Source organism: Afifella sp. JA880, from assembly GCF_025379905.1.
Classification (GTDB): domain Bacteria; phylum Pseudomonadota; class Alphaproteobacteria; order Rhizobiales; family Afifellaceae; genus Afifella; species Afifella aestuarii.
In genome coordinates this window covers 814050-838250 of the sequence record NZ_JAOANH010000002.1, presented here as the reverse complement: position 1 = coordinate 838250, position 24201 = coordinate 814050, and the positions used below count along the sequence as shown (strand labels likewise).

Sequence of the window (24201 nt, the reverse complement as noted above, 5' to 3'; positions counted from 1 at the left end):
CACCATTACTCCCTGAAACGGCGTTACGGGTCTTGTGCATCGGCATGCGGCGCAATTCTCTCGGCGATCTCAATGCAGGAGGCGGAGATGTTAGACGGAGCGTTCGAGAGCAGGCGCCATTGTTGAACAGATTGGAAGGCGATCAACCATCAGTCTGCATTATGTGGGCACTCCCACATGCCCGCTTCGGACACATGCGAGGAGCTGCCGGAACTCCTCATCATCACTGTCGCCCTTCCAGAAATTGACGAACTGACAGACGACTTGGAGGTTGCCGAGTTCGTAATGTCCGTTGCTGTCGATCCGGTCGAGCGATGGAAGAAAATTCTTGTCACCATCGGGCTCATGCAGATTGAGCCTGATGCCTGTCAATGCGCATCGGTTTTGCTGACGGGCCAGAAGAACCCGGATATGAGCCTCCAGTTCATTGGCGCTCATCCGGAGCTCCTTGTTCTTCAACGTTCTCAGCACCTTCTGCCCATTGGCGTTCCGGACGGTGCTTTCGACATTAATGCGCATCGTGAGGACGGCCTTCTCGACGCCGCCGACGACCCGTCCCTCGTGCTTTCTTGGGCTTGTGGAAGCTCCGCCCGTTTCCATCTCCTCCTTCAGTAGTGTCGAGAATATCCAGCAGAACGAGTGTGCATCGATGAGCCGGACGTTTTTGATGTCCGCAGCTTTGGCGATCATTGGGCGCAGTATGTTCAGGACTGAATTGAATGTCGTGTAATTCTCCCAGCTGCAGTGGCGGAGCGTCGTGAAGTCGATGTTCAGTGCCGCGAAGGCGCGATCAAACCCTGTTGGCTGAATCGGCATGAAGCGATCGTCATCCTTCAGAAAGAAGAGATAAGCGAGGAGAGGATACCGGCCGTGGACGAGATGATTGAGAGCTTCGAAAAGTGTGCCTTCGTCCTCGTTGCCACGGTAGAGGCCGAAAAGAAGCCGCTCAACCTTTTGGCGGAGACCGGCGTCCTGTTGCGCCTCAAGCAGAACTCGATGTTCCCGATTGGCGTGTCCGAAGCGGTTCTGCCAGAAGACGAGATTGTTGGTGAGGTTGAGGTGGCTGTCCTGAATCTCGATTGCCTCTATCGTTCTCGAGACGATCGTGCCGGACCCGATTTCCGATTCTTCCCATGTTTCCAGTTCCAGCTTGCCGCGCGCATGGTCTCGCAGGCGAGGTTTGTAGTTCTCCCAGACGGCGGCCAGCCCCTCATGAAAACCGTGGAAGGGATGTCCAGACCGGCTCTCGATCAGCTCCTGAAAACGAGCAAAACCTGCCCGGAAACTCTCGTTGTCGATCTGTGGCGCCACCGCTCTTCTCCTGCCGCGTTTGAACAAGCCGCCGGGAATTGTCGGGAAGACCTGCGGCAGTCGCTGCTCCTGCAACGCGGCAGCATCAGACACAAGAGGACATGCGCACGCAGGCCGATTAGTTTCAGGGGTTGAATAAGTCTCTGCCCGGGAGGTTCAGAGGCTGTCATATTCAGAGGTAAGATAAGAAAAACCTCCGAGAAAATCGTGCGATCTGGCGAAGTCAGGCACAATCATCAGTGGCGATGACATATCGCTTTCGTGCGCGAACTGGCATGCGACTGCGACTTTTGGGGAGATGTCCTTCTGGCGACTTCATGGCACAGAAAGAATCAAGCCAATCCGGAGGGCGGCATGGGGCAGGAAACGGAAGAGTCGTCGCTTGTGGTCGTCTCGGTTGGTGATCTCGATACGCTCCAATGCGCATGGTGGCTCAAAGCGTTAAAGGAGAGAGGCGTCGATTTCGCGTGGTTTGTTATCCAGCAGGGGGAGAGCCCTGCAACGGAGATGCGAAAGGATATCCGTTCCAAGCTGGCGAATTCGCTTGGACGATCGTCGAGAGAAACGAAGCCCGCGTCGCTTCTGTCTTCCATGTCTGTTTATTTAGTTGGCGATTTTGCTCCTGCGGTGCCTCAGTATCTCGAAGCCCTCGGGGGGCGCTGCGAGAGGCTCTGCTGGACGGATCACCCATCGCGCCTTGAGGCTCTGGCCGAATGGCTGAAGGCGCATGGGCTTGCAGGGAAGGGCTTCTGTCCCAGCGAGAACGCGCTGCTCATGGCTCGCGCCGCCCATTGTGACCGCGACGGCTGGCTGACTGCGAAAAGAGATTTTCGTAAATACCGGTCCGCTCGCGAGCTTGATGCGGCGATCCGTCAAACTGTCGCGGGTCTCCCCGAACTACTCCACCGTCTCGCGGAGAAGATCTGCACGCCGGTGAACGGGAAGGAGGATGCAAAACATGAGGACTTCTGCAACAGTCTCCGCGTCCTTCTCCATGAGGCATCCGCTAAGGGACAAAATCGCCTGGGTGATGCTCTCAAGTATGCCAAGTTGACGGTCGTCAGTCCGCTCCCTGTCCGTCTGACGACGCGGCGCAGCGCCGCTGCGGGAACTTTCGGTCCGGTGCTTGATCTCGGCATCGTTAAGGTCGGCCACCTGCCATGGGTGCTTGACGCCTGGGAAATTGAAAAAGCGGACAGCGGACCCTCTGCGGCCATGGCTCCTTTCGACCCGAAGCTCAAGATCGAGCGTTCGGTGTTGATCCTTGGCATCGAGGCCGAGCGGTATCCTCGCCTGATCAACAATGGGTCTCTCAGGGCCGTTCGAAAGCTCGCCTTCTACGGCCCGCGGACGCTGGTCGAAGAGGTCCGGGTTCTCGCGGAGGGGGCTGGCCTCGTCGTGGAGGAAGACGCGCGCAGGCAGCGTGCTGCCATGCCCGGCATCTTCATTTCGGCGGAAGCCGATCGGCCCTTTGCGTCCGCCTTTTCGGCGTCTGCCGGTGAGACCGACAGGCTCAGCGCATTTGCGGACCAGATCATCGACAGCGTGCTTTCCGGCAACAGGCCCGTGGAGCGCTTGCGGACGCATTTCTTCGCCGCCTTCGACGATCCGGAGAGAGACTGTATTCGTCTTACGAGGCGACACTGGTATTTCCCGGGCTGGCCGCGGGTCTCGCCGGATCGAAGAGAGCAGACGCTCGCCAATTCCACCAACGAAGAGCGCGCGTATTTTCTGCCGGAACTTCGAGGCAGGCTCTTCGGAGATGCTGATCCTTCCCCGCTCGCGGTGCGCTCGTTTGAGATTCCTCTGGGAGCGGATCTCCGGCTCGTTCTCGACCACGGCAATTATGATGTGCCGATTGATTTTTCGCTCGCAGGCGCATGGCTGCATTTCTGCGGTGGGGTCGTCCTTCTCGAATGGGTTGTCGAGCACGAGGCTGAAAGGTCTTGTGAGCAGGAGCGGCAGGCGGATGTCACGGCGCAGTTCGAGGCGATAACGAAGCAGCCTGAAGAATGGCATGAAGGCGATCCTGTCTCCACCATGGAGCGCTCATCCCGCAGCCTCTGGACCCAGCTTCTCAACCGGGAAACCCCTTCACTCACGCTCGCCCAGGCAATCGACTTCAACGCCGAAAGTCGGTTCACGCACCATACTTATCCGCGCCTTGCGACCGACCGGGGCGGCAGGATGAAGAGCGCCGTCCTCTCGCTCGCCGCAAAGGGTGAGGAGAAGGCCAGGCTCGTTTTCTCAGCACCTGCGAGCGGCCCTGGCGGGACGATGACCGTTGAGAAAAGAAAGCCTGTTGTCGCCTGGCTCCTCTCCCGGGCCCTCGGTGCTGGTGGACGGCGACTTCTCTCCAGCCAGCTCAGCGACGACCGTGCCCGTGTGCTCACGTCGCTCGTTCTTTTCGGCAATCCCGGCAAGGCCCCCTCGGCCAGGGACGCACAAGAGATCGCGCTGTCTCTCGTCAGTGTGGTCGACCCCTACGGGACAGGCTTTCCTTATGACGAGGGGGTGAGCCGGGAGGAGCTGCGGGCGAGCCTTTATCGCCGCTTTGCCAGTCTTGGCTCCAACATCCTCGTGACCGAGCATTCGATGAGCTTCATCTCCTGGCGGGGCGGAAACCGGCCTCCTTCCGACTGGCCGGGCCACGCGGAGGCCGCTCCGGCGCGGTTTGGTTTTGCCGAGCATTTTATCCATCCCGATCACATGAACGGGGTGTACCGGCGCATGTTCATGCACTTCCTTTTTCTGGAGGCGGAACTCCGGTCCATCAGCCGCCAGCTGGTCGAGCTGGAGAACGCCCGTGGCGATGAACGGCGTGCCATCGGGCATGCCACCCGCAGCGCCGTTGCCGACCTTCGTCAGCGCATGACCCTCGCCGCCTCGAGTCTGCGCCAGACCATGCTTTCGACGCAGCTTCAGGGGCGCGAGCTGACAGAGAAGCTGGCAGAGCGCTTTCGCCTCGATCGTGAATGGGATGCGCTCGATCGAAAGGTGGGCGCGCTGGAGAGGATGGTGGAAGACGAATATGCCCGCACGGACACGATGCGGCTCGGCGTGCTCTACTATCTCGGAATTCCGTTCATCATCGCCGGTTTTATTGCGACGGCGCACCCAGGAAAGCCTGCGGACACAGAAAGCGCGCTTGCGGCCCTTTACTGGCCTGTCGCCTGGATCGCTTCCGTGCTTCCTGCAGGCATGGGCAGCGAAGTCAGAGAAGCGATCGCCTTTTTTGCCGTTGTCGCGGGAGTGTCGGCCGCCGTGTTCGTCTTTGCCAATCGGATTTCATGTCATCTGCGTGGCCTCACGAGATCTTCCGGGCGCTTCTGGGATTGGCTGTTGCGTCGTTTCGAATGAATTTCGGTGCGAGGCAGCTTGTATCCCCGCGGACGAAGGCTAAATATATGTAAATGCATAGTGATTTGGATTTCAGCCGTCAATTTTTACAGTCTCTTATGCCAAATTTTCCGACCCCCGCGGAGTTGCGGCAATATTCCTGGTTTTTCGGAGATGCTTGCGTGGGGTAGGCTCACAGCTGAGCTGCGGAGACGCCGCTCACGCGACCGAGGGTAGAGACTTTTTAAGTCGGTTGGAGCGGCAGAGCTCACAGCCGAGCTGCGGAGACGCCGCTCACGCGACATTTTGGTAACCGAAGGTTACCCATGAGCTTTAGCTCGCAGCTGAGCTGCGGGGGCGCTGCTCACAGGAGGGGTCACGTGCGCTGACCTTGTTCGTATGTCTCGGGCCCGTCGGCCGTGCCGACTCCGGTCGCGAATGTCTTCGTCTGCCGCATGGGTCAGGTCGCCCGCGCCGTCGTGGTCGCTTCCATGGGTGTCTCTGATGCCGTTTGCTGCGCTGCCTCGATCGAGCGGCCGCAGAAGCTTGTACCCCCCCCGCGGAGGTGATTTAACTCATTTGACTGTAAGACAAATTCGGAGTTTGAGGCTTCAATTTATTGAAGCTTGCTGGTTTAATGCGCATCCCCCGCGGAAATGTCTCCAGATCTTCGATTTGTCAGAGGTCTTTGGAAGGTATAGGTCAGCCGAGAGCTGCGGAGACGCCGCTCACGCGACTCGGTTCATAAAACGGCATGGGGTTCTCCGAGATAGGGTCAGCCGAGAGCTGCGGAGACGCTGCTCACGTAGGTCGCTCCTTGATGTTTATGGATGCGGTCGTGAAGGCTGATGGGGCAGTGGCTTGTCTGCCAGCATTCCAGCCGTGGTCGCCGCTGGCGCGCGGGTGTTTCGGAGATCGTGCCGTCGGGTGGTTCCGGCGGCGGTGAGGGGCTGATTTCTTCGCGCGGTCTTGTCGCGATCATCCTTGGACGCAATTACCTCGGCGACGGAGTTTCACGCCATTTTGCTCAATGACGGTTTCCTGACGCCTGCGGCACCGACATCGGCGTTGCTGTGGGGGAGACGACGATGCCAGCCGAACCTTCGAACATTATGCCTGGCCGTTGACCCCCGCGGAAATGCATTAAACAGCTCAACTTGCTGGTATAACTGGCGTGTCTGTTTCCAAAGTATGCCTATGGGTCGATGTCGGATCCTATCCCCGCGGAGTTGCGGCAATATTCCTGGTTTTGCAGAGATGCTTGCGTGGGGTAGGCTCACAGCCGAGCTGCGGAGACGCCGCTCACGCGACACCTCTTCTCCGGCGCGGCCGGGGGATGGGGGCGAAATCCTCACAGCTGAGCTGCGGAGACGCCGCTCACGCGACTCAGGCATCAGTTTCTCCCTGTTTGCCTAGGTTTTAAGTCAGCAGAGAGCTGCGGAGATGCTGCTCGCGTAGTCGCTCCTTGATGTTTATGGGTGCGATCGTGAAGGCTGATGGGGCAGTGGCATGTCTGCCAGCATTCCAGCCGTGGTCGCCGCTGGCGCGCGGGTGTTTCGGAGATCGTGCCGTCGGGTGGTTCCGGTGGCGGTGAGGGACTGATTTCGTCGCGCGGTCTTGTCGCGATCGTCCTTGGACGCAATTACCTCGGCGACGGAGTTCCACGCCATTTTGCCCAATGACGGTTTCCGGATGCCTGTGGCACCGACATCGGCGTTGCTGTGGGGGAGACGACGAAGCCAGCCGGATCTTCGAACGTGAAGCATGGCCTTTGACTCCCGCGGAAATGCATTAAACAGCTCAACTTGCTGGTATAACTGGCGTGTCTGTTTCCAAAGTATGTCTTCGGGCCGATGTCAGACCCTGTCCCCGCGGAGTTGCGGCAATATTCCTGGTTTTGCAGAGGTGTTTGCGTGGGGTAGGCTCACAGCCGAGCTGCGGAGACGCCGCTCACGCGACCTCTCTCGGCTCAGGCGATCCATTTCGAGCCAGACTCACAGCCGAGCTGCGGAGACGCCGCTCACGCGACCTTGCTTCCGCCGATACCGGCGGATTTCCATCTTGGCTCACAGCCGAGCTGCGGAGACGCCGCTCACGCGGCTTCTGCCTGTCACGCCCCGGTGATATCTCCGGTTGGCTCACAGCTGAGCTGCGGGGGCGCTGCTCGCAGGAGGGGTCACGTGCGCTGACCTTGTTCGTATGTCTCGGGCTCGTCGGCTGTGCCGACCCCGATCGCGAATGTCTTCGTCTGCCGCATGGGTCAGGTCGCCCGCGCCGTCGTGGTCGTTTCCATGGCTGTCTCGGATGCCGTTTGCTGCGCCGCCTTGATCGAGCGGCCGCAGAAGCTTGTACCCCCGCGGAGATGATTTAACTCATTTGACTGTAAGACAAATTTGGAGTTCCAGGCTTCGATTTGTTGAAGCTTACTGGTTGGTGCGCTTACCCCCGCGGAAATATCTCCAGATCTTCGATTTGTCAGAGATCTTTGGAAGGTATAGAGTCAGCAGCGAGCTGCGGAGACGCCGCTCACGCGACTATACTGTGGCGGGCCGCAGGTTTTTCCATGCCGTCAGCAGCGAGCTGCGGAGACGCCGCTCACGCGACATAAGGGTACGCATGACACTTCTCCCTAATCGTCAGCAGCGAGCTGCGGAGACGCCGCTCACGCGCCTCCATCGTCACCTCCTGGGTTGGCCGCGAAACTCACAGCTGAGCTGCGGAGACGCCGCTCACGGCGACTGCCGGGTTGTTCCTTCTAGAAGGACTTTTCTAGTGGACTCACAGCCGAGCTGCGGAGATGTCCTCCGTCCGTGACGTCACGAAGCCGTCGATATCTCTTCGCTCGAGGGCGAGAAGGTGTCCGGACCTCCTGTCCTTCAGAAAGAAGTCCGTGACATCTGGCCCAGGCGGTCTCGAGATCTGCCGCCATCACCTGCGGCTTTCTGCGCTTTGCGTGTTCGCGGACGCTCGTTATTGTTTTGTCGAATAAAGAGACTGCCATCGGGGGAGGCGGTTCAGTATGACGCGACTGGTCCTCAGAATCGCGGGCGTCAATCTCGAGAATACGGCATTTGATACGGATGATCTGGCGACGGTCCGCGGTTCAAGCTGGGCGCTTCTGTCGGCTGCGACCTGTTTTGGCTCTGTCTTCCGCGAGTATTTCGCTGCGACCGGGTCGGATGACGTGGACGTTGATGAGATTTATGCTGGAGCATCTGCCGCTCTCTTTCGCATCCGCGCGCCGCTCTCCTGTGAGGACGTCGTCGAGGCCGCGTCGCAGCTCCTGCGAGCTCAGGGCGACGCAAAGGAGCGGTGGCCCAAAGAGCTGCAGCCTGTCCTGCGGCATCTGACCTTCACGGTCGTTGCCGAGGAGGACGATGGCAGGGACTTTGCCGATCTCGTGCGCGGCCTGGAGAACAGCGCGGCGCGTGAACAATACCGTCAGCTCGACGTCGATCTGCCGGAGCTGCTTTCCACCTCCGAGAGAGTGGATCGATTGGCGCATGGGAAGACCGACGATGCCTGGCGACTGGACCCGTCCTTCCCCTGCGCCATCGACAATGTGCGGCCGCGGGCGGAATTCGGCTGGCGCTCCGTGCTGCGGCCGGAAGACGGAGAGAGGAGGGCTGTGCAGGACGTGCCGGTCTCCGCCTCGGTTGCGGCGCGCAAGCATTTCGGACGGACGGGAAGACGGAACATCTTCTACGAGGAACATGCAGGGCTCGACAGGGCGCCGGGTTTTGGCTTCTCCGACGATTTCGAAGAGATTGCAGCGGAAGACGTGCCCTCAAGTATTCCGGGACGCCTCGCGCGGCGCATGGCCGTTCTTTACATGGACGGAAACAGGTTCGGGCGCTTGCGGAAAGCCTTCGTGGGGCAGGATCCTGTCGGTGCCGAGAAACGGACTGGAGAGTTCTCCTCCTGCATCATCGCGCCGCATCGCAGAGCGCTTCTGAAGGGGCTGGTCGAGGCGTGCAAAGCCGACGATGCCCTCCTTCTGCAAGAGCCGAGAAAGAGGAGGCTGGATGGGGAGAAGGAAGAGCGCCAGATGCCGGTGCTCCGTTTCGAGACGCTGCTATGGGGTGGAGACGAGGCCTGTTTCGTCTTCCCAGCCTGGGGGCTGCTGACGGTCCTGCGTTTTCTGGCGAGGTTCCTGAGGGATGCCGCGCCGGTGCCTTTGCCTGACGGGCGGAGCGTGCCTCTCACCTATGCGATCGGCGTTGCGATCTGTCGTCACAAGACGCCGATCCGTCTGGTGCGGAAGCTGGCGATGGATCTCTCCGACAACGCCAAGGAGCGTGCGATCAGAGATGATGAACGTGAGCTCGATCTCGCCCGCCTCGCCTCCTTTGTCGATATCACCACGCTGGCAGGCTACGAAGTGCCGCTTAATGGTATTGGCCTCGACCGCGAGCATACGGAAAACATCGCGAAGGAGGACCAGCCGAAATTCTATCCGCTTCCGCTATCAGATCTGGAAACAATTCTGGATGTGCTTGGCGATATCCGGGGGATCTCCGGCGAGGAGGCCAGGGGCATCCCACGCGCCCGCCTCGTCGATCTGTTCGAAGACATCAGAGAGTGTGGCGACCTCGCGGGGAGCTATCTGGCGAGTGCGAAAGAGGTGCAGCCGGTCCGTGAATTGTTCGCCAAGGCGAAATATCTGCGCCGCAATGACGAGCCGTTTGGGAGCGAGTATTTCGAAGAAGAGATTGTGCAACGGCTTCCAGCCGCGCCGCTCTCATTCCTGCACCATGTCCTGGCTCTTTGGGATCACCTTGGTGCGGACGAGGGGGAAGAGGCGGCATGAAAATGAAGCGGCACAGCTGGTCCCTGAAGATTGCGGTTACGGCGCCCTTTCTGACCGGCGGTAACGAGAGCCTCCTGGCCGGTGTCGACAACACGCTCTACCGCGACGAGGAAGGGCGGATCGCACTGTCTGGCGCCCAGATTGCGGGCCATTTCCGTCATTTCCTTTTCCAGGTTGCCGCGGCGGAGAAAGCGGCGAATGAACAGCGAAGGCAGGACGGCAAGCCTGATGTCGAGCCGCTGGTACCATCCGCCCTCCGCTTCAAATGGCTCGGCAGGCCGGGCAGGCAGCTTCGCAACCCTGAGGAAATGGAGGATCTTGGAGTTTATGAGGGCGAAGCCGAGATCGCGGCTCCTGACTGGAGCGCCGACAGCGAGCGGGCGCGCCTGACATTTCGCGATTTGCCGCTCAAAAAAGAGGATAAAACCCCGGGCAAACATACTCGCACGCGTATTCGGCTCGGGGAGATGACGGGCGCCGTCGCTCCAGGCGCCTGGCAGATTCTAGAGCTGTCCCATCTTCCTGGTGCGGCGGCCGTCTTCGAACACGACGAGCCCACCGTAGAGCTCTATGGCACGGACGAGGAAGCGAAGGCTTTCAAGATAGCTTTCGAGCCTTTCCGGCATGCGCTCGTCGCAATTGGCGCAAACAAGGGCCAGGGGTTCGGTCGGGTTGAGGCGGATGGCATTTGCCTGGAAAAGCGCGAGACAAAGGACCTCTCAATTCCGGCTTGTGCACATGCAGGCCCGGATGACTGGTCGGTGAGCTTCGAGCTCTCTCACCCGCTTCTCGTCTCGCCAAAGCTCTATTCCGGCAATCTCTATCATGGCAGTGCCACCATCCCCGGTTCTGTGATCAAGGCTGCGATCGCCGAGTTCGGTGCGCTTGCCTGTCCGGGCTTTCAGAAGGAGTTCGGTGCGGCGCTCGCCAGAATGCATGTCAGCCACTTCCGGCCCGCGGAGGCCTATGGTGACCTGCCGGGAAGAGAACGAGGTTTTGATATCGTCAAAGTCCCTAAAGTTGGTGAAGCAGATCGCCCGTGTCACATCCACGAGGCAGAAAAAAAGGGCGGCCGGAACATATTCGAGGTGGACTGGAAAGATCCGCCGAAGGGCAGGTGGGAGCCGAAATGGGTGACGCGCACGCGCACAGCTGTCACTCTCGGCGAATTCACTGCCGATGAGCATCGCCTCTTCAACTACCAGTGCGTCAGCCAAATCCACACCCGCTGGTACGGCCGTATTGTGCTGCCGCAGAAAGGTGAGCAGGAAGAAACGGCAGAGCATGAGGCGCTGAAAGAAAAAGCGCGCCAGCTCCTCGCTTTCCTGAAGAGTGATGTGATCCAGATCGGAAAGCTGCGGTCAGGCGTCATCAGCGTCGATCTGAAAGAGAGTAATCCGCCTGGCGCCGTGCCAATGAATGATGGGAGCTGGCGCATCGTCCTGCAGACGCCCGCCCATCTGCTGGACATCCCGCAAATCCGTCGATTGCAGAACGGGGAGAGGCTTCAAGACGTCTACGCCGACCTGCTTCGCGATGTGCTCGAGCCGACAGCCGCGACCGCTGTCGACTGGGAAAAGCTTGAAATCTTCGCGCGGCACGAATGGGCCGGAGGACGCCAGGCGGTGCGCTACGATCGCGAGATCGGCGGAGAGCCCTCCTACTATCCCTATCTGCTGACGAAGCCCGGGACGGTATTCATCCTGCCTGTGGCCGAGGCCGATGCGAAGGCCCAAGACGCTCTGTCGGGTTCGATCGCGGAGATTGCACGCCTGGGGCTGCCTTCGACAGATCGCATTCGCGGTTGGGAAAGGGCGCCGTTCCTGCGCGAGTGCGGTTTCGGTGATGTTGTCGTCGGCCCGCCAGAGCCTCTGTCATAGGCACTGAAGATGCTGGAATACTGCACATTTTCCTTCCGTATTCTCCTCCTCTCGGACACCCATGTTGGTGACGGATCCGAGGCACCACTCAAAGATCTCTGCGATGGCGATCGGAAGGCGGCGTACGAGCGCTTCGAGGCCGCCACGAAAGGTGAAGGTGTCGACGGGACGACCGCTCTTTTCGCTCGGGGAGACCGCGGTCTCCCGGTGATCGCGTCGACGGGGTTGCGTGGTGCGTTGCGCAGGCTCCTGGCCGAACAGGACAAAAAGCTCGCGGAAGAGCTTTTTGGTCCCGCACTCCTGGCGGACGGTGCGACGGTCGAGTCCGGTCACGCTGCGCTTCTGTGGCTCTGCGGTGGGCTGGCCGACCCCGCAGTCATACCCAGCGGCTGTGAGGAGCTGCCATTCTGGGACCCGGCGAAACTCACGTACATTCTGCCAGGCAATGCGCGGGACCGCGACACTGGTGCTGTGGAGCGCTACAAGCTCTACAACACGGAATACGTCCCGGCTGGTGCTGAATTCTGTTTTGACGCTGTGTTTCGCGGAAGCGAAGATACCGTTGGATCGAAGGTCGAGCCGCTTCTAACGCTGATGGCGTGCCCAGACGGCTTCAAACTGGGGGCGGCACGAGGTTATGAGTACGGCTTGGCGCGTCTCGCCGGTGCGCTGCGCAAGCCTCGCCATCACAAGTATTCCGTCGTCGGCCGCAGTTTCGCCGCTCCGACCCCTTTCGAACTCGGGCCGGGACGATCGAATGGCCGCAACTACAGAGAGTTTCGGATTTCCTGTCCAAAGCCGTTCTTCATCCAGGATCCGATCCGACACCGCACAGACGAGAACCTCGACTGGCAGGCCCTGCAACGGGAGCCCAATTACTCCGTCATCACAGGCAAGGCTTTTCTTCAGTGTCTGCGCATGGTGGCCGCCAGGCTGGAGCTTGAGGAGGCGCTGTCTGAGGATGGTAGTCATCCATTTGCGTATGAGGCCAATGATCTCCCGGTCGACGATCCCGGAGGACATCTCCGATCCCTTGATCGTCTTGCAAATCTGACCAGGACGCAGCGCCTGTTCGGTGTTCCTGGCTGGGCAAAAATCGTCAATGTTCACCGTGTGTTGGTCGATCCGGAGCCCCCGGGCGTCTACCGCGCCCAGACGATCAAGCTCGACACATTCACGCAGGGTCCGATCGACAATGCCCTTGTCGAAATGAAGGTGCCGGTCGGGGTCGGGGCAACGATCTGGCTCGACGTGCAGCAGAGGCGTTACCCGCAGAACTTTGCCGAGGAAGAGCAGGACCTTGCATTTCTGGAACGCGTTCTTGAGCGGGCGCGAATGGAGGATGCAATTATACTGGGCCACGCCTCGGGTGCAGGCTTCGGCTGGTTCCGGCTGGAGGAGGCTGCGGCATGACCGATGACGGTCCCTACTACGAGATTGAGTATCTGCAGCGAGATAAGAAGAAGAATATCACGGGCCGAGCTCGGATGGGCTCCGAGTATCAGTTTGTGCCGACAGCGCCGCTCGTCGAAGCTGCTCCTCTCGCCAGGTCGGGGCGGGGCGACGAGACGACACCCGAGCTTAGTCATTTGCGGCCAGTGCCCGGCGGCCTTTCTGGGGTCATCTGTGTAGATTTCATCGCCGAAACACCAGTGCTTTTTGGCATGGCGCAGGAGGAAATGCATCGCGTCAAACCTGACCCAGAGAAACCTCATGTCGTAGAGAAGAGCGTTGCCGTCACCCGCCCGACCTCACTTCCGCTCAACGGCAGAAATGTCTTCTGCATGCCGGGCCGCGCGGCGCGAGGCATGATCAAATCCGTTTACCGCATTGCTACTGCCTCCGCTCTGGAGCCGGTCAACAAGCATCATCATTTCGGCAGTCGTTTTTTCGAGTATCGGCAGTTGCGAGGCTTTTCCGGGGGGAAAGGTAAGCCGCCGATTCCTTCGCTTGGGCGCGGCTGGCTCGTGCCCCGTCAGATCAAGGCAGGGATGTCAGATGAGACGACGTGGGAGTGGACGCTGTTTCCGGCCGGAGCACAAGGCGCGTCTTCCGATATGTCGTTTGCGGATCTGGCGGGTTTTCTTTCTCAAGAGAAGCAAAAGCGGTTTCAAGAGGACTGGAGAAACTACGACCTGGGACGACGGCGACAGCAGGCACGTCAAGAACTGTTTCAGAAGAATTTGAGGGATCGCCTTAGTGACGGCGAATACCTGGTGATCACCGGATCGTTCGGGACGAAACGAAAGGAGGCGGTATTCGCGGCCAAGAGCAAAGGCGCTGAGCCGATCCTTACCGAAACACCCGGCTTTCATTCCCGCCCCGGACCCATCGAACTCTTTCTGAAGATCAATTCGGACTACCACAAGCAAGGTGGGGTTTTCCCCGATGGAAGCACGCGCAGCGTCACCGGAAACCTCCAGTTCTTTCTTGCCGACTATGCGCAGTATTTGCGTTCTCAGGGCCGCGGAGGTGCAGAAGAGCTCCTTCGTGATATGGGCCTGCCCAGTTACTGGGGGAATCCGGACAGCAACGGAGAGAGCGACCGGCCGAACCAGCATGCTGTTGCGGAGCAGGGCTTTCCGGGCATCCCGGTCTATTACATTGACTTTTCGATTCGGAGTCAGGCGTCCGGCGCTTCGGAAAAGACGGGTCCGAACAGTGACCAGATCTTTCTTGGCACGGCGCAGGTTTTCAAAATTCCGCATCGCTTCGGCGTGGGGGATGTGCATAGCCGACAGCCGAAAATCTGCTTTGACCGGAAGCGTTTCACCGACTGGACCGATGCCCTTTTCGGCTCCGAGGATGCCTGGGGCGAGAGTTCCGAACCGTCGACGCTGCGAGGGAGAGATCGTGAGCAGACCCCGCTCGCTTCGCGTCTCCGGTTTTCTTTTGCGCCCGCGGACGACGCGCAGCCAATGGAAAGCATCTACAAGGTTACACAGGGCGCGCCAAAGGCGTCGTTCGATCCCTATTATCTATGGGAAACTGATCCTGACCGGGTGGGCCCCCCGCCGCGGAGCCTGAAGGGCACCTGGGACAGCGAGACCGTGGTGCTCGCCGGGCACAAACGCTATCCTGCGTGCCGCCCTTTTGATGAGAGCTTCGGTGACCCCTGGGCGGAGGAGATGGCGCTCGGCAAGGTCGAAAGCCTCGTACAACCGCTCAAAGCAGGTGCCAAGTTCCGGTTGGAAATCCGCTTTGAAAATCTGCATCCGCTGGAGCTCGGGGGGCTCTTGTGGAGCCTTTCGTTTGGCGACCGCAGGGTGTTTTTCGAGGACGGTGTGAGCGACTACCGCCATGTGGGGGGACGGCTTCGCAACAAGGGGCTCGGACGGCTGCGGCCCGCTCATGCCCGTTTGAAGTCTTTGCGGCAGAACCCCATGCCGTCAGGTCTGTGCCTGAGTGATCTCGGTGACCGGAACATTCAGATCGACGCGCTTTTGCTTGCGTTTGAGAGCCAGATGGGGCGTCGCTTTCGCGCCCAGTATTCGAAGGAGAACGATTCCGTCGCAGCCGGCTATTCGGACATGAAAGCGTTTTATATGGCGCCGCCGATTCGAACACTGATCAATCTAAGTAAAAGTGATTGGGTGGACGAAGAGCGAAGAGCGGGTGGCGACTCGCCGATTCACGATCTTCCTGTCGGTCCGGCTGGAAATAAATTGAAGAATACGAAATATTTCCTGCCATTTGTTGAATTGCGCAAGGCGCTCTACCTGAAAACCGCTTACCCAGATCCGTCGCCTTACGTGAAGAGGCCGATCGAGGCGCTGCTGGACGCCTTCTTCGAGCCGGAAGCTAAGATTCCGGATGAGGCGCTACTTAGGGAAAGGCGCGAGCTTGCAATCCTGGAAGCGCTGCGCGATCCGCTCGCTGCCCTGCGGAAATGGCGACAGACGGACTGATCCACGCGCGCGAGCTCTTCAGCCGCTCTGAGAGGCTGTGCCAGGACCTGGCCGTGGTGTGGTGCTCAAGACAGATGTTCAGCAGATGCGGCTGCTGCGCAATCTGATCCGTCTTCGACCATTTCGTTGATTCTTGCTTGTTGCCGATGACCCGCCATGCTTCGGGCCGTCCGGTCTCGGAAGCGCGGCGATATCCGCGCGGCGGCCGTTTCGGATCTCGCGAGCTCTTCACTCAGTCTGGTCCCCCCGCGGAAACCCGTCCTTCGACGGAACGGGCAGTTTCGATTGAACTCAGGGGACCCGCTCCAAAAAAAGCAGATCGAGACTGAGGGCCGCTGCGTCCCCAGGCGCTACCGCGCTCGCCGCGATCGCGTGAGCGCTCCGAAAGCAGCTCAAGGCTGACCCCCGAGGTCCTCGGCCTGCCCCCACCTTCTTACGATTGGTAGATGGGCAACCCAGTCGCGTGAGCGCTCCGAAAGCAGCTCAAGGCTGACGCGACCTTGTCGATAGCATGCCCCCCTGGTGGGGCCTGTCGCGTGAGCGCTCCGAAAGCAGCTCAAGGCTGACCCCGGCCCTGTAACCAACAGGGCCCGAGAGCAAAAGTCGCGTGAGCGCTCCGAAAGCAGCTCAAGGCTGACTTCCGGTACAGCAGCGCTGGGTGGCCAAGGCCGTCGCGTGAGCGCTCCGAAAGCAGCTCAAGGCTGACCCTAGCTCGGGCAAGAGATTGTTGCAAATCGGAAATTTCTGCCATTCTCCGCGGGGGGTTGGTAATTTGATCCTTATCGTAGGACGAATGCTCCCGGTCAGGTCTAGAATCTCTTTTCTATCCGGAATTTAAGATTAATCCGCGGGGGTGCCAGCCTTTGAATGTTGCGGACAGCAGGGAGACTGTCCTGGGTGTGGGTGCGACTGGCGTCAAAAAAAGGCCCTTCTGCCGTCATGTGAAGCCTTTCGGGAAAGAGTCCATTTTCTCGTGCCGCTTTTGGTGCGGGGCTGACCCCGCAGGTCCGCAAAGAGCAGCGGCTGCGTCATTCGCAGAGAGGCGTGACCTCCTTACACGCGAACCTCTCCTTACTCTCCAACGGTATCTTCCCGCTGATGATGGAGCTCTGCGTTCAGGGAGGCCCTTGATGCTGCGCGACCGCCAGGGGGACGAAATGGGCTCAGGTGTCCACCGAGAGCGCCTTCCCGAGAGCGCGCACGATCATCGTCAAGTCGATGGCAAAAAGCGCTGTGGAAGCAGCTCAATGCTGAGCATAGGCCGGCGCCTGGCCGGCCTACGTGGTGAGGCGTCTCGAGTTCGAGGTCGCGTGAGCGCTGTGGAAGCAGCTCAATGCTGAGGTGCCCGGTGTGCCGAGCTGCTGGGTGCCGCAGGCATGGTCGCGTGAGCGCTGTGGAAGCAGCTCAATGCTGAGTCTGCTTTCACCTTTCTTTGTTCTACCCCCAAAGTCGCGTGAGCGCTGTGGAAGCAGCTCAATGCTGAGCCTATGCCTGGCAAGCCTTTGATGCAAGTTGAGAAATTTTACGTATTTCCGCGGGGATTTTGCCGCAGAGCAATGGAATTTCTAAGTTGCCTGGCTTCTGATAGAAATTAGCTTTGATATACATATAGATAGGCAGAATCCGCGGGGGTTCAGTGTCTGTTCGACTTGCGCGTCGCCAGAAAGGCGGTCATCGCGACTTCTCGGTGTTCGAGGAATCAAGCTCTCTTGCCATGCTGCACCGGGCCTTCCACCGCGTGGCGGCGAACAGGGGGGCTGCCGGGGGGGACCGCGTCACCATCGGTGCCTTTGAGAGGGGGCTCGATTTCCGCCTGAAGAGCCTCGCCCATCGATTGCGCACGGGTGCGTACGAGCCAGGTCCGGTGGCGACTGTTGATATTGCCAAACGCAGCGGGGGTGTCCGGACCCTGCGCATCCCATGTGTTGCCGACCGGGTGGCTCAGACAGCCGCCCATCTCGTGCTGCAGCCTCTTCTGGAGCCGGAATTCGAGGAGCACTCCTATGGCTACCGGCCCGGCCGTTCTGTGCCACAGGCGCTTGAGGCGGTGCGGGCCTTCCACGCGGCCGGATTCACGCATGTCGTCGATGCCGATATCTCAGCCTATTTCGACAATGTCCCGCATGTGCCGCTCGTGTCTGTCCTTGCCGATTATGTTCCTGAGCCCGCTTTCGTCAGTCTTGTTCTGAAGTGGCTGGGGCTTTCGGCAGAGCCAGGGCGAGGGTTGCCGCAGGGGGCGCCGATCTCACCCATTCTGGCGAATCTTTATCTCGACCACGTGGATGAGGAGGTGGCGAAGGCGGGGTTTCGCATGGTGCGCTACGCCGACGATTTCGTCGTTCTGTGCCGAAGCCGCCAGCGCGCCGAGAAGGCTTTGCAGTTCGTGGCGAGGCGGCTCGAAGAGCTGCATCTTTCGCTGCATCCGGAGAAAACGAGAATCCGTTCCCTCGACGAGGGATATGTCTTTCTCGGCGCACGACTGACGGGAACAGGTCTTGCCGCGCAGGTCGAGGCTCTTGCGGATCTGCCGGACGAGCCGGAGAACGACGGGTCTCCGGCTTCAGGCGCGCTGCGGGGTCAGCTTGCGACAGCGCCTGCGCGTCGGGTGGCAGGGCGTGAACTTAAACCACGGAAGGTTGGCTCATCGCGCCTGCCGAGCCCTGCGTCCTCTGAGACGGTTGCTGAGGATCTTGCGGTCTATCTTGCCGAAGGTGACGAGCCTGCGTGTCCGGGCGCAGCGCACGAGGCCGCGGACCCCTCGCGCTACGCTCCTTTTGTGCGGCCCGCCTACCTTCTGCAGAAGGGGCGGGAGCTCAAACCCTATGATGCTGGCTTCGGGGTTTACGACGAGGGTGACCTTCTCGCGGTGATCGCGCCGAGAACCATCGACAGGATCGATGTCTTTCCGGGAGCGGCGATCGATAGCGATGCCATCCGCCGGGCCGCCGAGCTGCGGATCTGCGTCTTCTTCGTCGATGGCCGCGGACGTGTCGTCAGTTCACTCGCCGATGAGCGGCCGTGGCGGTCTCGTCTCCACCTTGCCCAGGCAAGGCATGCTTTCGATGAGAGCCTGGCCCTTGATCTCGCCCGCCGTTACGTGGCTGGACGAATCTTCAATGCGCGGCGGCTGATCCAGCAACTTCGCCAGCGTCTGGACGAGAAAGAACGGGCAGAACGTTCCGACCTTGAACGTGTGATCGGGCGGCTCGACCAGCATCGCAGACGTGCGGAGGCATTTCCCGGGTATACAAATGTCGACGCGGTACGTGGAGAGGAGGGGGCTGCAGCAAGGCTCTACTGGCCTGCTCTTTCGAGTCTCGTCAAACGCGGCTTTGGGGAGGAGCGTTTCCTCCGTTCGCGCCTGCCGCCGGAAACGGCTTTCAACACCGTTCTCAACTTCACTGCCCATCTGCTGCGGCGCGACGTGGAGACGCTCATCATGCGGCGCGGCATCCACGCCGGTTTCGGTGTGCTGCATCGGCCGGACCGGGCGCGGCATGGATGCGTCTTTGATCTCATGGAGGAGTTCCGCGCACCGATTGCCGAAGCCCTTTCCGTCCAGCTTCTTTCTTCCGGAGAGCTTGGGCCAAAGCATTTCTCCGAGATGATGCTCGACGGAAAAAAGGCTGTTCACATCGTCGAGGAGGGGCCGGGGAAGCTCATCCGCGCCTATGAGCGGCATGTCGATCACGTAATCAACCATCCGGAGGGGGGCAAGACGACCTGGAGGGGCGTTATCGATCATCAGGTGACGCGCTATGTCCGACACGTCCTCGGCGAGGAGCCTTACGAGCCATTCAGGAAGGATCTTTAGGATGAGCGGGCGGCGCCTCTACGTCTTTGCTTATGACATTGCGGACGATCGGCGGCGCGGCCGGGTGGCGAGCCTTCTCGAAAGCCGCGGACTGCGTGTCCAGGAAAGTGTTTTTGAGCTCCGAGAGACGCAGCGCGGTGCCGTGGCGCTGGCTGCCCAGCTGAAGAAGCGGATGCGGCCGCCGGACAATCTGCGGGTCTATCCGGTGCCCGGCTCGGTGCTTGCAGATTGTATCGCGATCGGTGGTGCGCCTGTCGCGGAAGATGGCGACTTCCTGATTTTTTGAGAAACGCGATGGCAGCCGACCGGAAGCCCGAGCCTCATCCACGGATCGATGATTTTCTTGATACGCCGATCGTGGAGCTCTCGCTTGAGGAGCTTCCCTTCTTCTGGCGCACCACGCGTGTCACTATCGATTTCGACAGGCCTGCTGATCTCGAAGGCGGCATGCGCCTCCCCGCCGCAATCCGTGGGGCGCTGGGCGAACCATTGCGGGCGATAGCCGAAAGGGACACGGGCCACCCTCTTGGCTCGCTTTTTCATGTGATGTTCGCCGACCATTGCATGTTTGCGGAAAGACGGCATGTGCCCAAACCCTTCGTCATATGGGTGAGGGAGGGGGCAGAGCAGATACGTGTCGAGATTTCGCTTTTTGGCGAAGCGGGCTGCTTTCGAGAACAGCTGATCGAGGCCGTTCTGCGCGTGATGACGCCTGTTGCGAAGGGTGGTGAAGGCGGGATCTCGCTTATGAACGGGCGGCGAACAAGGCGCATCTGGCCGCTGCGTGATCTCTTCTGGCAGGAAAGCGGACAATACCTTCCTCCGCCGCTCAGGCGGCGCTTTATGCTCTCTTCGCTAACGCCGTTCGGGCTGAGTAACCAGCAAACTGTCCGCCATAGTCAGACGCAGCTGATTGCATCGATTTTCAAGCGCATTGCGGGGCTTGCGCGCTGGCATCGGGTTCAGATGGAACGTGATCTCTCGTTCTCACGGATTGACGAGCTCGTGTGCGAAATTGAGGTCTATCCTGTGCTGGAACCCAACCTGTCTTTGGTGTCGAGACGCTCGCGTTCCTTCCAGACCAAAGAGCGCGTGCAGACGGGTTTTTCCACGAGCCTTAAAGTGGATGCCTTCCCGCCTGAGCTCTGGCCGGGCTTCGTACTCGGTACACTAACGCATGCGGGCTACGACGTTCCTCAGGGATATGGGCGTTACGAGATCAGCGCTTTCTAGGGACATTCGGCGTGCGAACATCGACCCATACCGGGTCGAGAGCTTCTACGTTTAGAAAAGCACACCGTCGGCGCAAGGTGGGAGGGCGGTAGGAGGCAGTTGGATGATGCCAGCTGCAGCCTCGTTCGTGCCTCAGCTCCGCGAGTGATGAATCCGACAGTGCGAGTCCTAGAGGCGGCAGAAGGCGCATGCACTCTCTGACGAGATAGGCCAACCGGCAGAAATCACCTCTGCGCCGCCCAGATCTTGCCGACGCTGCCGAAATTTCGTATCCATTTGCGATCGCAGGCGGCCTAAAAATACGAAAAATCGAGCTGTTTATTAGTGGCTTAAGGGTGTTATGGGTTCGAGTCCCCTAGGGAGTACCAGCGCCTAAGTTTTTGATGCGAGCATTCGGTTGGTTTCCCTCCGGACATCAGGCGTTGACCGTAAGCTCCGGTATGCGGGCTTCTGGGATTCTCTCTCTCTCTCGGCATCCACACCTCTTCGGACCGGACCTTTTGCTGGGGTACGGCGCGGGCGGTGCTTCGAGTGGTGTTTGAGAGCGGCATCGTCTTTCTGGGACGGTCTCCTGTGCCTTCGGACAAGGCTCCTTGCTCCGGAAAGCTCCTTGCTCCGTAAATCTCACCGCCCCGTCACGACGAGTTTCGGGCAGGCGCTGGCTCGAAAATGCGGCCTGAGCTTGTGCGCGCCGGCGTCTTTGAGGCGGATTGGCTGATTTTGCGGCTGGGCGGCGGCAATCCGTTCAACAATCGAGCGACGACTGTTTGAAAGAGTGACGTGGAAACGTCTTCCGAGGCTCCGCCTTCACAAATCTTGCGGCTCGGAATCCCGGGGTTTCTACGGGGTTTTGCCCCTATCGGCGGCCCGCTCTGTTGGAAAGTTTCGTAAAATCCGGCTTCAAAAAGTCATTAGGGTCTCAGGAGTGAAACGAACTCCATGAAGGGTGAGACCTCGGATGAACGAGCAAGTCCCGATTGAAGGCCGCGCCTCGGCTACAGCGTCGACGGCGGCCGCAGAAAAAGGTGGCATCCCCGGCTGGTGGATCACCATTTTCCTCTTCTGGCTCGGTTGGGTGTTCATGTACGCCGACCGAACCGTCCTCAGCCCAGTGATGCAGGACATACAAACCGAATTCGGCCTGAATGGGACCGAATTGGGGCTGATCAGCTCTCTGTTCTTTTTGGCTTATGCCGCGCTGCAAATCCCGGCCGGCATCCTCGGCGACCGCATCGGCCGCAAGAAGGTTCTCGTACCGGGCTTCCTGCTTTTCGGCGTCTTCACCGCCGTCAGCGGTATGGTCAAGACGTTCCCGCAGCTCATCGCTGCGCGCATCGTCACCGGGGTGGGCGAGGGCACCTATTACGGCCCGCAATACGGCATCTCGTCTGAACAGATCCCGCAGAAATATCGCTCCCTCGGCAGCGCCATCATCAATTCCGGCATGGCCTTCGGCATTGCGCTCGGACTGATGATGTCGAGCTGGGTGGCCTACACGCTCGATCTCGGCTGGCGCATGCCGTTCTATGTGCTCGCCGTTTTGACCATGATCACGGGTCTGTTGATCTGGGTTCTGGTCAAGGAGCATCCGCGCGCCAAAAGCGCCGAGGGCACGTCGCAAGGCTCGTCCTTCAAGTCGCTCATCAAGAACCGCAACCTGCTCCTTACCTATCTGATGGTGTTCTGCTCGCTGTTCGGGTTCTTCATGATCCTGACCTGGCTGCCTTACTATCTGCAGACAGAGCGCGGCATTCCGGCTGAAAACATCGGCAACATCGCCTCGCTCGTGGCCTGGGTCTCGATTCCCGGCGGGCTGCTCTTCGCCCACATTTCCGACCGGCTCGGCAAGCGCCGTCCGCTGGTTCTGGTCCTCGTCCCGATCGCGGCCATCAGCCTCGTCTCGATCGCCTTCCTCGACGACGTGAACCAGATGATCGCGGCGATCTGCGTCTACGGCTTCTTCGGCAAGCTGGCACTCGATCCGGTGCTGATCGCCAACGTCGCCGACAACGCCTCGAAGGAATCCTACGGCACCGCCTTCGGCATCTTCAACTTCGTCGGAATGTCGTCCTCGATCCTCGCTCCGACGATCGCCGGCATGATCGCCGACGCCACCGGCAGCCTCGCCGCCAACTTCTATCTCTCCGCCGTCATCCTGATCGTGGGCATGCTCGGCATGATGTTCATGAAAGACGTCCGCAAGTCTGCGGTCGAAAAGGAAAGTTGAGATGCTCAGTGCTCGACTGATCAAAGGAAACTTCCAGGATTCCGTGACCTTGATGGTTCTCTCCAGGGATCTCTCGTCCCTTCCCGAGGTGAACCGGGTCTCAGTGATGATGGGAACCTCCGCCAACAAGGACGTCTTCCGCGAAACCGGCATGTGGCACGACGATCTGGATGACGCCACGCCGAACGATCTGTGCATCGTCATCGATGCGGAAGGCGAGGATGCGGGCGTCGCCGACAAGGTCGCCGCCCAGGTGGAAGAGCGGCTTGCCGCCATGGCCAAGGGCGGGTCGAAGGCCCGCTATCCGGTGGCACGAAGCTTCCGGCGCGCCTGCGACCAGCTTCCGAAAGCCGATCTCGCGCTCATCTCCGTGGCGGGGCAGTACGCCCACGGTCTGGCGAAAGAGGCGCTCGATGCCGGCCTCAACGTGATGATCTTCTCCGACAATGTCAGCGTCGAAGAAGAGCGTGACCTCAAGGAGCAGGCGCGGGAGCGCGGGCTTCTGGTCATGGGGCCGGATTGCGGCACGGCGATCGTCGGCAAGGCGCCTCTCGCCTTCGCCAACCGCATCCCGCAGGGCCCGATCGCCGTGGTCGGTGCTTCCGGCACCGGCCTCCAGGAAGTCACGTGCCAAATCGCCCGTGGCGGCATGGGCATCAGCCATGCCCTCGGCCTTGGTGGTCGCGACCTGTCGGAGAAAATCGGCGGGACCTCCGCCGAAACCGCGCTTGATTTCGTGGCGGCCGACGAGGCGTCGAAGGTCGTGGTCTTTGTTTCCAAACCCCCCGCGGCGGCCGTGCGGGCCAAGCTCCTCGACAAGCTGAAGCAGCTTGGCAAGCCGGCCGTCGCCCTCTTCCTGGGCGATCATCCCGACCGTCGGGATTACGGCGATCTGCACCTGACACGCACGCTCGACGAGGCGGCAGCCTTGGCCGTCGATCTCGCAAGGGTCGAGGAGCAGGCGGCGAGCGTGCCGGCCGTCACGGCGAAGGGTATTCGCGGTCTTTATACCGGCGGCACGCTCGCCGGAGAGGCCGCACAGCTTCTCGCCGAGGCTCTCGATCTGTCGCCGGATGCCGCCCATGACGAAGGCTTCATGCTGCGCACGGCGGAGCATCGCATCATCGATCTCGGCGATGATCTCTACACCAGAGGTCGGCCGCATCCGATGATCGACCCCTTCGGGCGCAACGAGATGATCCACGCGCTCGCCGAGGATGCCGATGCGGGCATCCTGCTGGTCGACGTCGTGCTCGGCTTCGGCAGCCATGCCGATCCTGCCGGTGAACTTGCCCGGGCGGTGGAAGAGATGCGGGCGGCGCGCGGCGACAAGGCGCCGATCACCGTCATCGCCAATCTTACCGGCGTGAGCGAGGACCCACAGGATTACGCCGCGCAGGCGAAGACGCTCGAGGATGCCGGCATCCTCATCGCAGACAGCGTGCGCATGGCCGTCCTCCTGGCGCTTCGGCTGATCACGCCGGCGAGGGCCGAAACGGCGAAAGCGTCTCCGCTTCTGAGCGAGCCGCCTGCCGTCATCAACATCGGACTTCGCGGCTTTGCCGACGATCTCGCCAGCAACGACGTCGATGTCGTCCACCTCAAATGGGAACCGGTCTCCGACAAGACCGAGAAGCTGCGCCGCATGGCCGCGTCCCTGATCTGAATCTGGAGTTTTC

13 protein-coding genes and 1 CRISPR repeat array are annotated in these 24201 nt (G+C 60.4%); of the genes, 12 read left to right on the top strand and 1 reads right to left on the bottom strand.

Going from position 1 to position 24201, the window contains the following annotated elements; genetic code table 11:
• Window positions 1-159 precede the first annotated feature (159 nt).
• A complete protein-coding gene (locus NYQ83_RS12120; protein WP_261214935.1) occupies window positions 160-1404 on the bottom strand; it encodes a hypothetical protein in 1245 nt (414 codons plus the stop codon).
• Window positions 1405-2526: 1122 nt separating this feature from the next.
• Here NYQ83_RS12120 and NYQ83_RS12115 point away from each other — a divergent pair.
• The 12 genes from NYQ83_RS12115 (at window position 2527) to fdrA (ending at window position 24188) form a co-directional block, all read left to right on the top strand.
• Window positions 2527-4671: a hypothetical protein gene (locus tag NYQ83_RS12115; RefSeq protein ID WP_261214933.1), complete on the top strand. Its 2145-nt coding sequence runs from the start codon at window positions 2527-2529 to the stop codon at window positions 4669-4671.
• 827 nt (window positions 4672-5498) lie between these two features.
• Window positions 5499-5684, top strand: coding sequence for a hypothetical protein (locus NYQ83_RS12110; RefSeq protein WP_261214932.1), 186 nt, complete (start codon window positions 5499-5501; stop codon window positions 5682-5684).
• Between the two features lie 462 nt (window positions 5685-6146).
• Window positions 6147-6332, top strand: a complete 186-nt coding sequence (locus NYQ83_RS12105) for a hypothetical protein (protein ID WP_261214930.1) — start codon at window positions 6147-6149, stop codon at window positions 6330-6332.
• A gap of 1337 nt (window positions 6333-7669) precedes the next feature.
• The gene (locus NYQ83_RS12100; protein WP_261214928.1) at window positions 7670-9460 is read left to right on the top strand and encodes a hypothetical protein; all 1791 of its coding nucleotides are present in this window, start codon (window positions 7670-7672) and stop codon (window positions 9458-9460) included.
• Window positions 9457-11340, top strand: a complete 1884-nt coding sequence (locus tag NYQ83_RS12095) for an RAMP superfamily CRISPR-associated protein (protein ID WP_261214927.1) — start codon at window positions 9457-9459, stop codon at window positions 11338-11340. The genes NYQ83_RS12100 and NYQ83_RS12095 overlap by 4 nt, the downstream gene beginning before the upstream one ends.
• A 9-nt stretch (window positions 11341-11349) precedes the next feature.
• The gene (locus tag NYQ83_RS12090; protein ID WP_261214925.1) at window positions 11350-12753 is read left to right on the top strand and encodes an RAMP superfamily CRISPR-associated protein; all 1404 of its coding nucleotides are present in this window, start codon (window positions 11350-11352) and stop codon (window positions 12751-12753) included.
• Window positions 12750-15248, top strand: a complete 2499-nt coding sequence (locus NYQ83_RS12085) for a hypothetical protein (RefSeq protein ID WP_261214923.1) — start codon at window positions 12750-12752, stop codon at window positions 15246-15248. The genes NYQ83_RS12090 and NYQ83_RS12085 overlap by 4 nt, the downstream gene beginning before the upstream one ends.
• Window positions 15249-15615: 367 nt before the next feature.
• A CRISPR array of direct repeats spans window positions 15616-15954; the repeat unit is 36 nt; unit sequence GTCGCGTGAGCGCTCCGAAAGCAGCTCAAGGCTGAC.
• Between the two features lie 930 nt (window positions 15955-16884).
• The gene (cas1, locus tag NYQ83_RS12080) at window positions 16885-19062 is read left to right on the top strand and encodes a CRISPR-associated endonuclease Cas1 (RefSeq protein WP_261214921.1); all 2178 of its coding nucleotides are present in this window, start codon (window positions 16885-16887) and stop codon (window positions 19060-19062) included.
• 1 nt (window position 19063) lies between these two features.
• The gene (cas2, locus tag NYQ83_RS12075; RefSeq protein WP_234628948.1) at window positions 19064-19348 is read left to right on the top strand and encodes a CRISPR-associated endonuclease Cas2; all 285 of its coding nucleotides are present in this window, start codon (window positions 19064-19066) and stop codon (window positions 19346-19348) included.
• Window positions 19349-19356: 8 nt separating this feature from the next.
• Complete coding sequence (locus tag NYQ83_RS12070; RefSeq protein ID WP_261214920.1) at window positions 19357-20295, top strand: hypothetical protein; 939 nt, start codon at window positions 19357-19359, stop codon at window positions 20293-20295.
• 958 nt (window positions 20296-21253) lie between these two features.
• Complete coding sequence (locus NYQ83_RS12065) at window positions 21254-22522, top strand: MFS transporter (RefSeq protein ID WP_261214918.1); 1269 nt, start codon at window positions 21254-21256, stop codon at window positions 22520-22522.
• Between the two features lies 1 nt (window position 22523).
• On the top strand, window positions 22524-24188 hold the full coding sequence (fdrA, locus tag NYQ83_RS12060) for an acyl-CoA synthetase FdrA (RefSeq protein WP_261214916.1): 1665 nt from the start codon (window positions 22524-22526) through the stop codon (window positions 24186-24188).
• Window positions 24189-24201 lie beyond the last annotated feature (13 nt).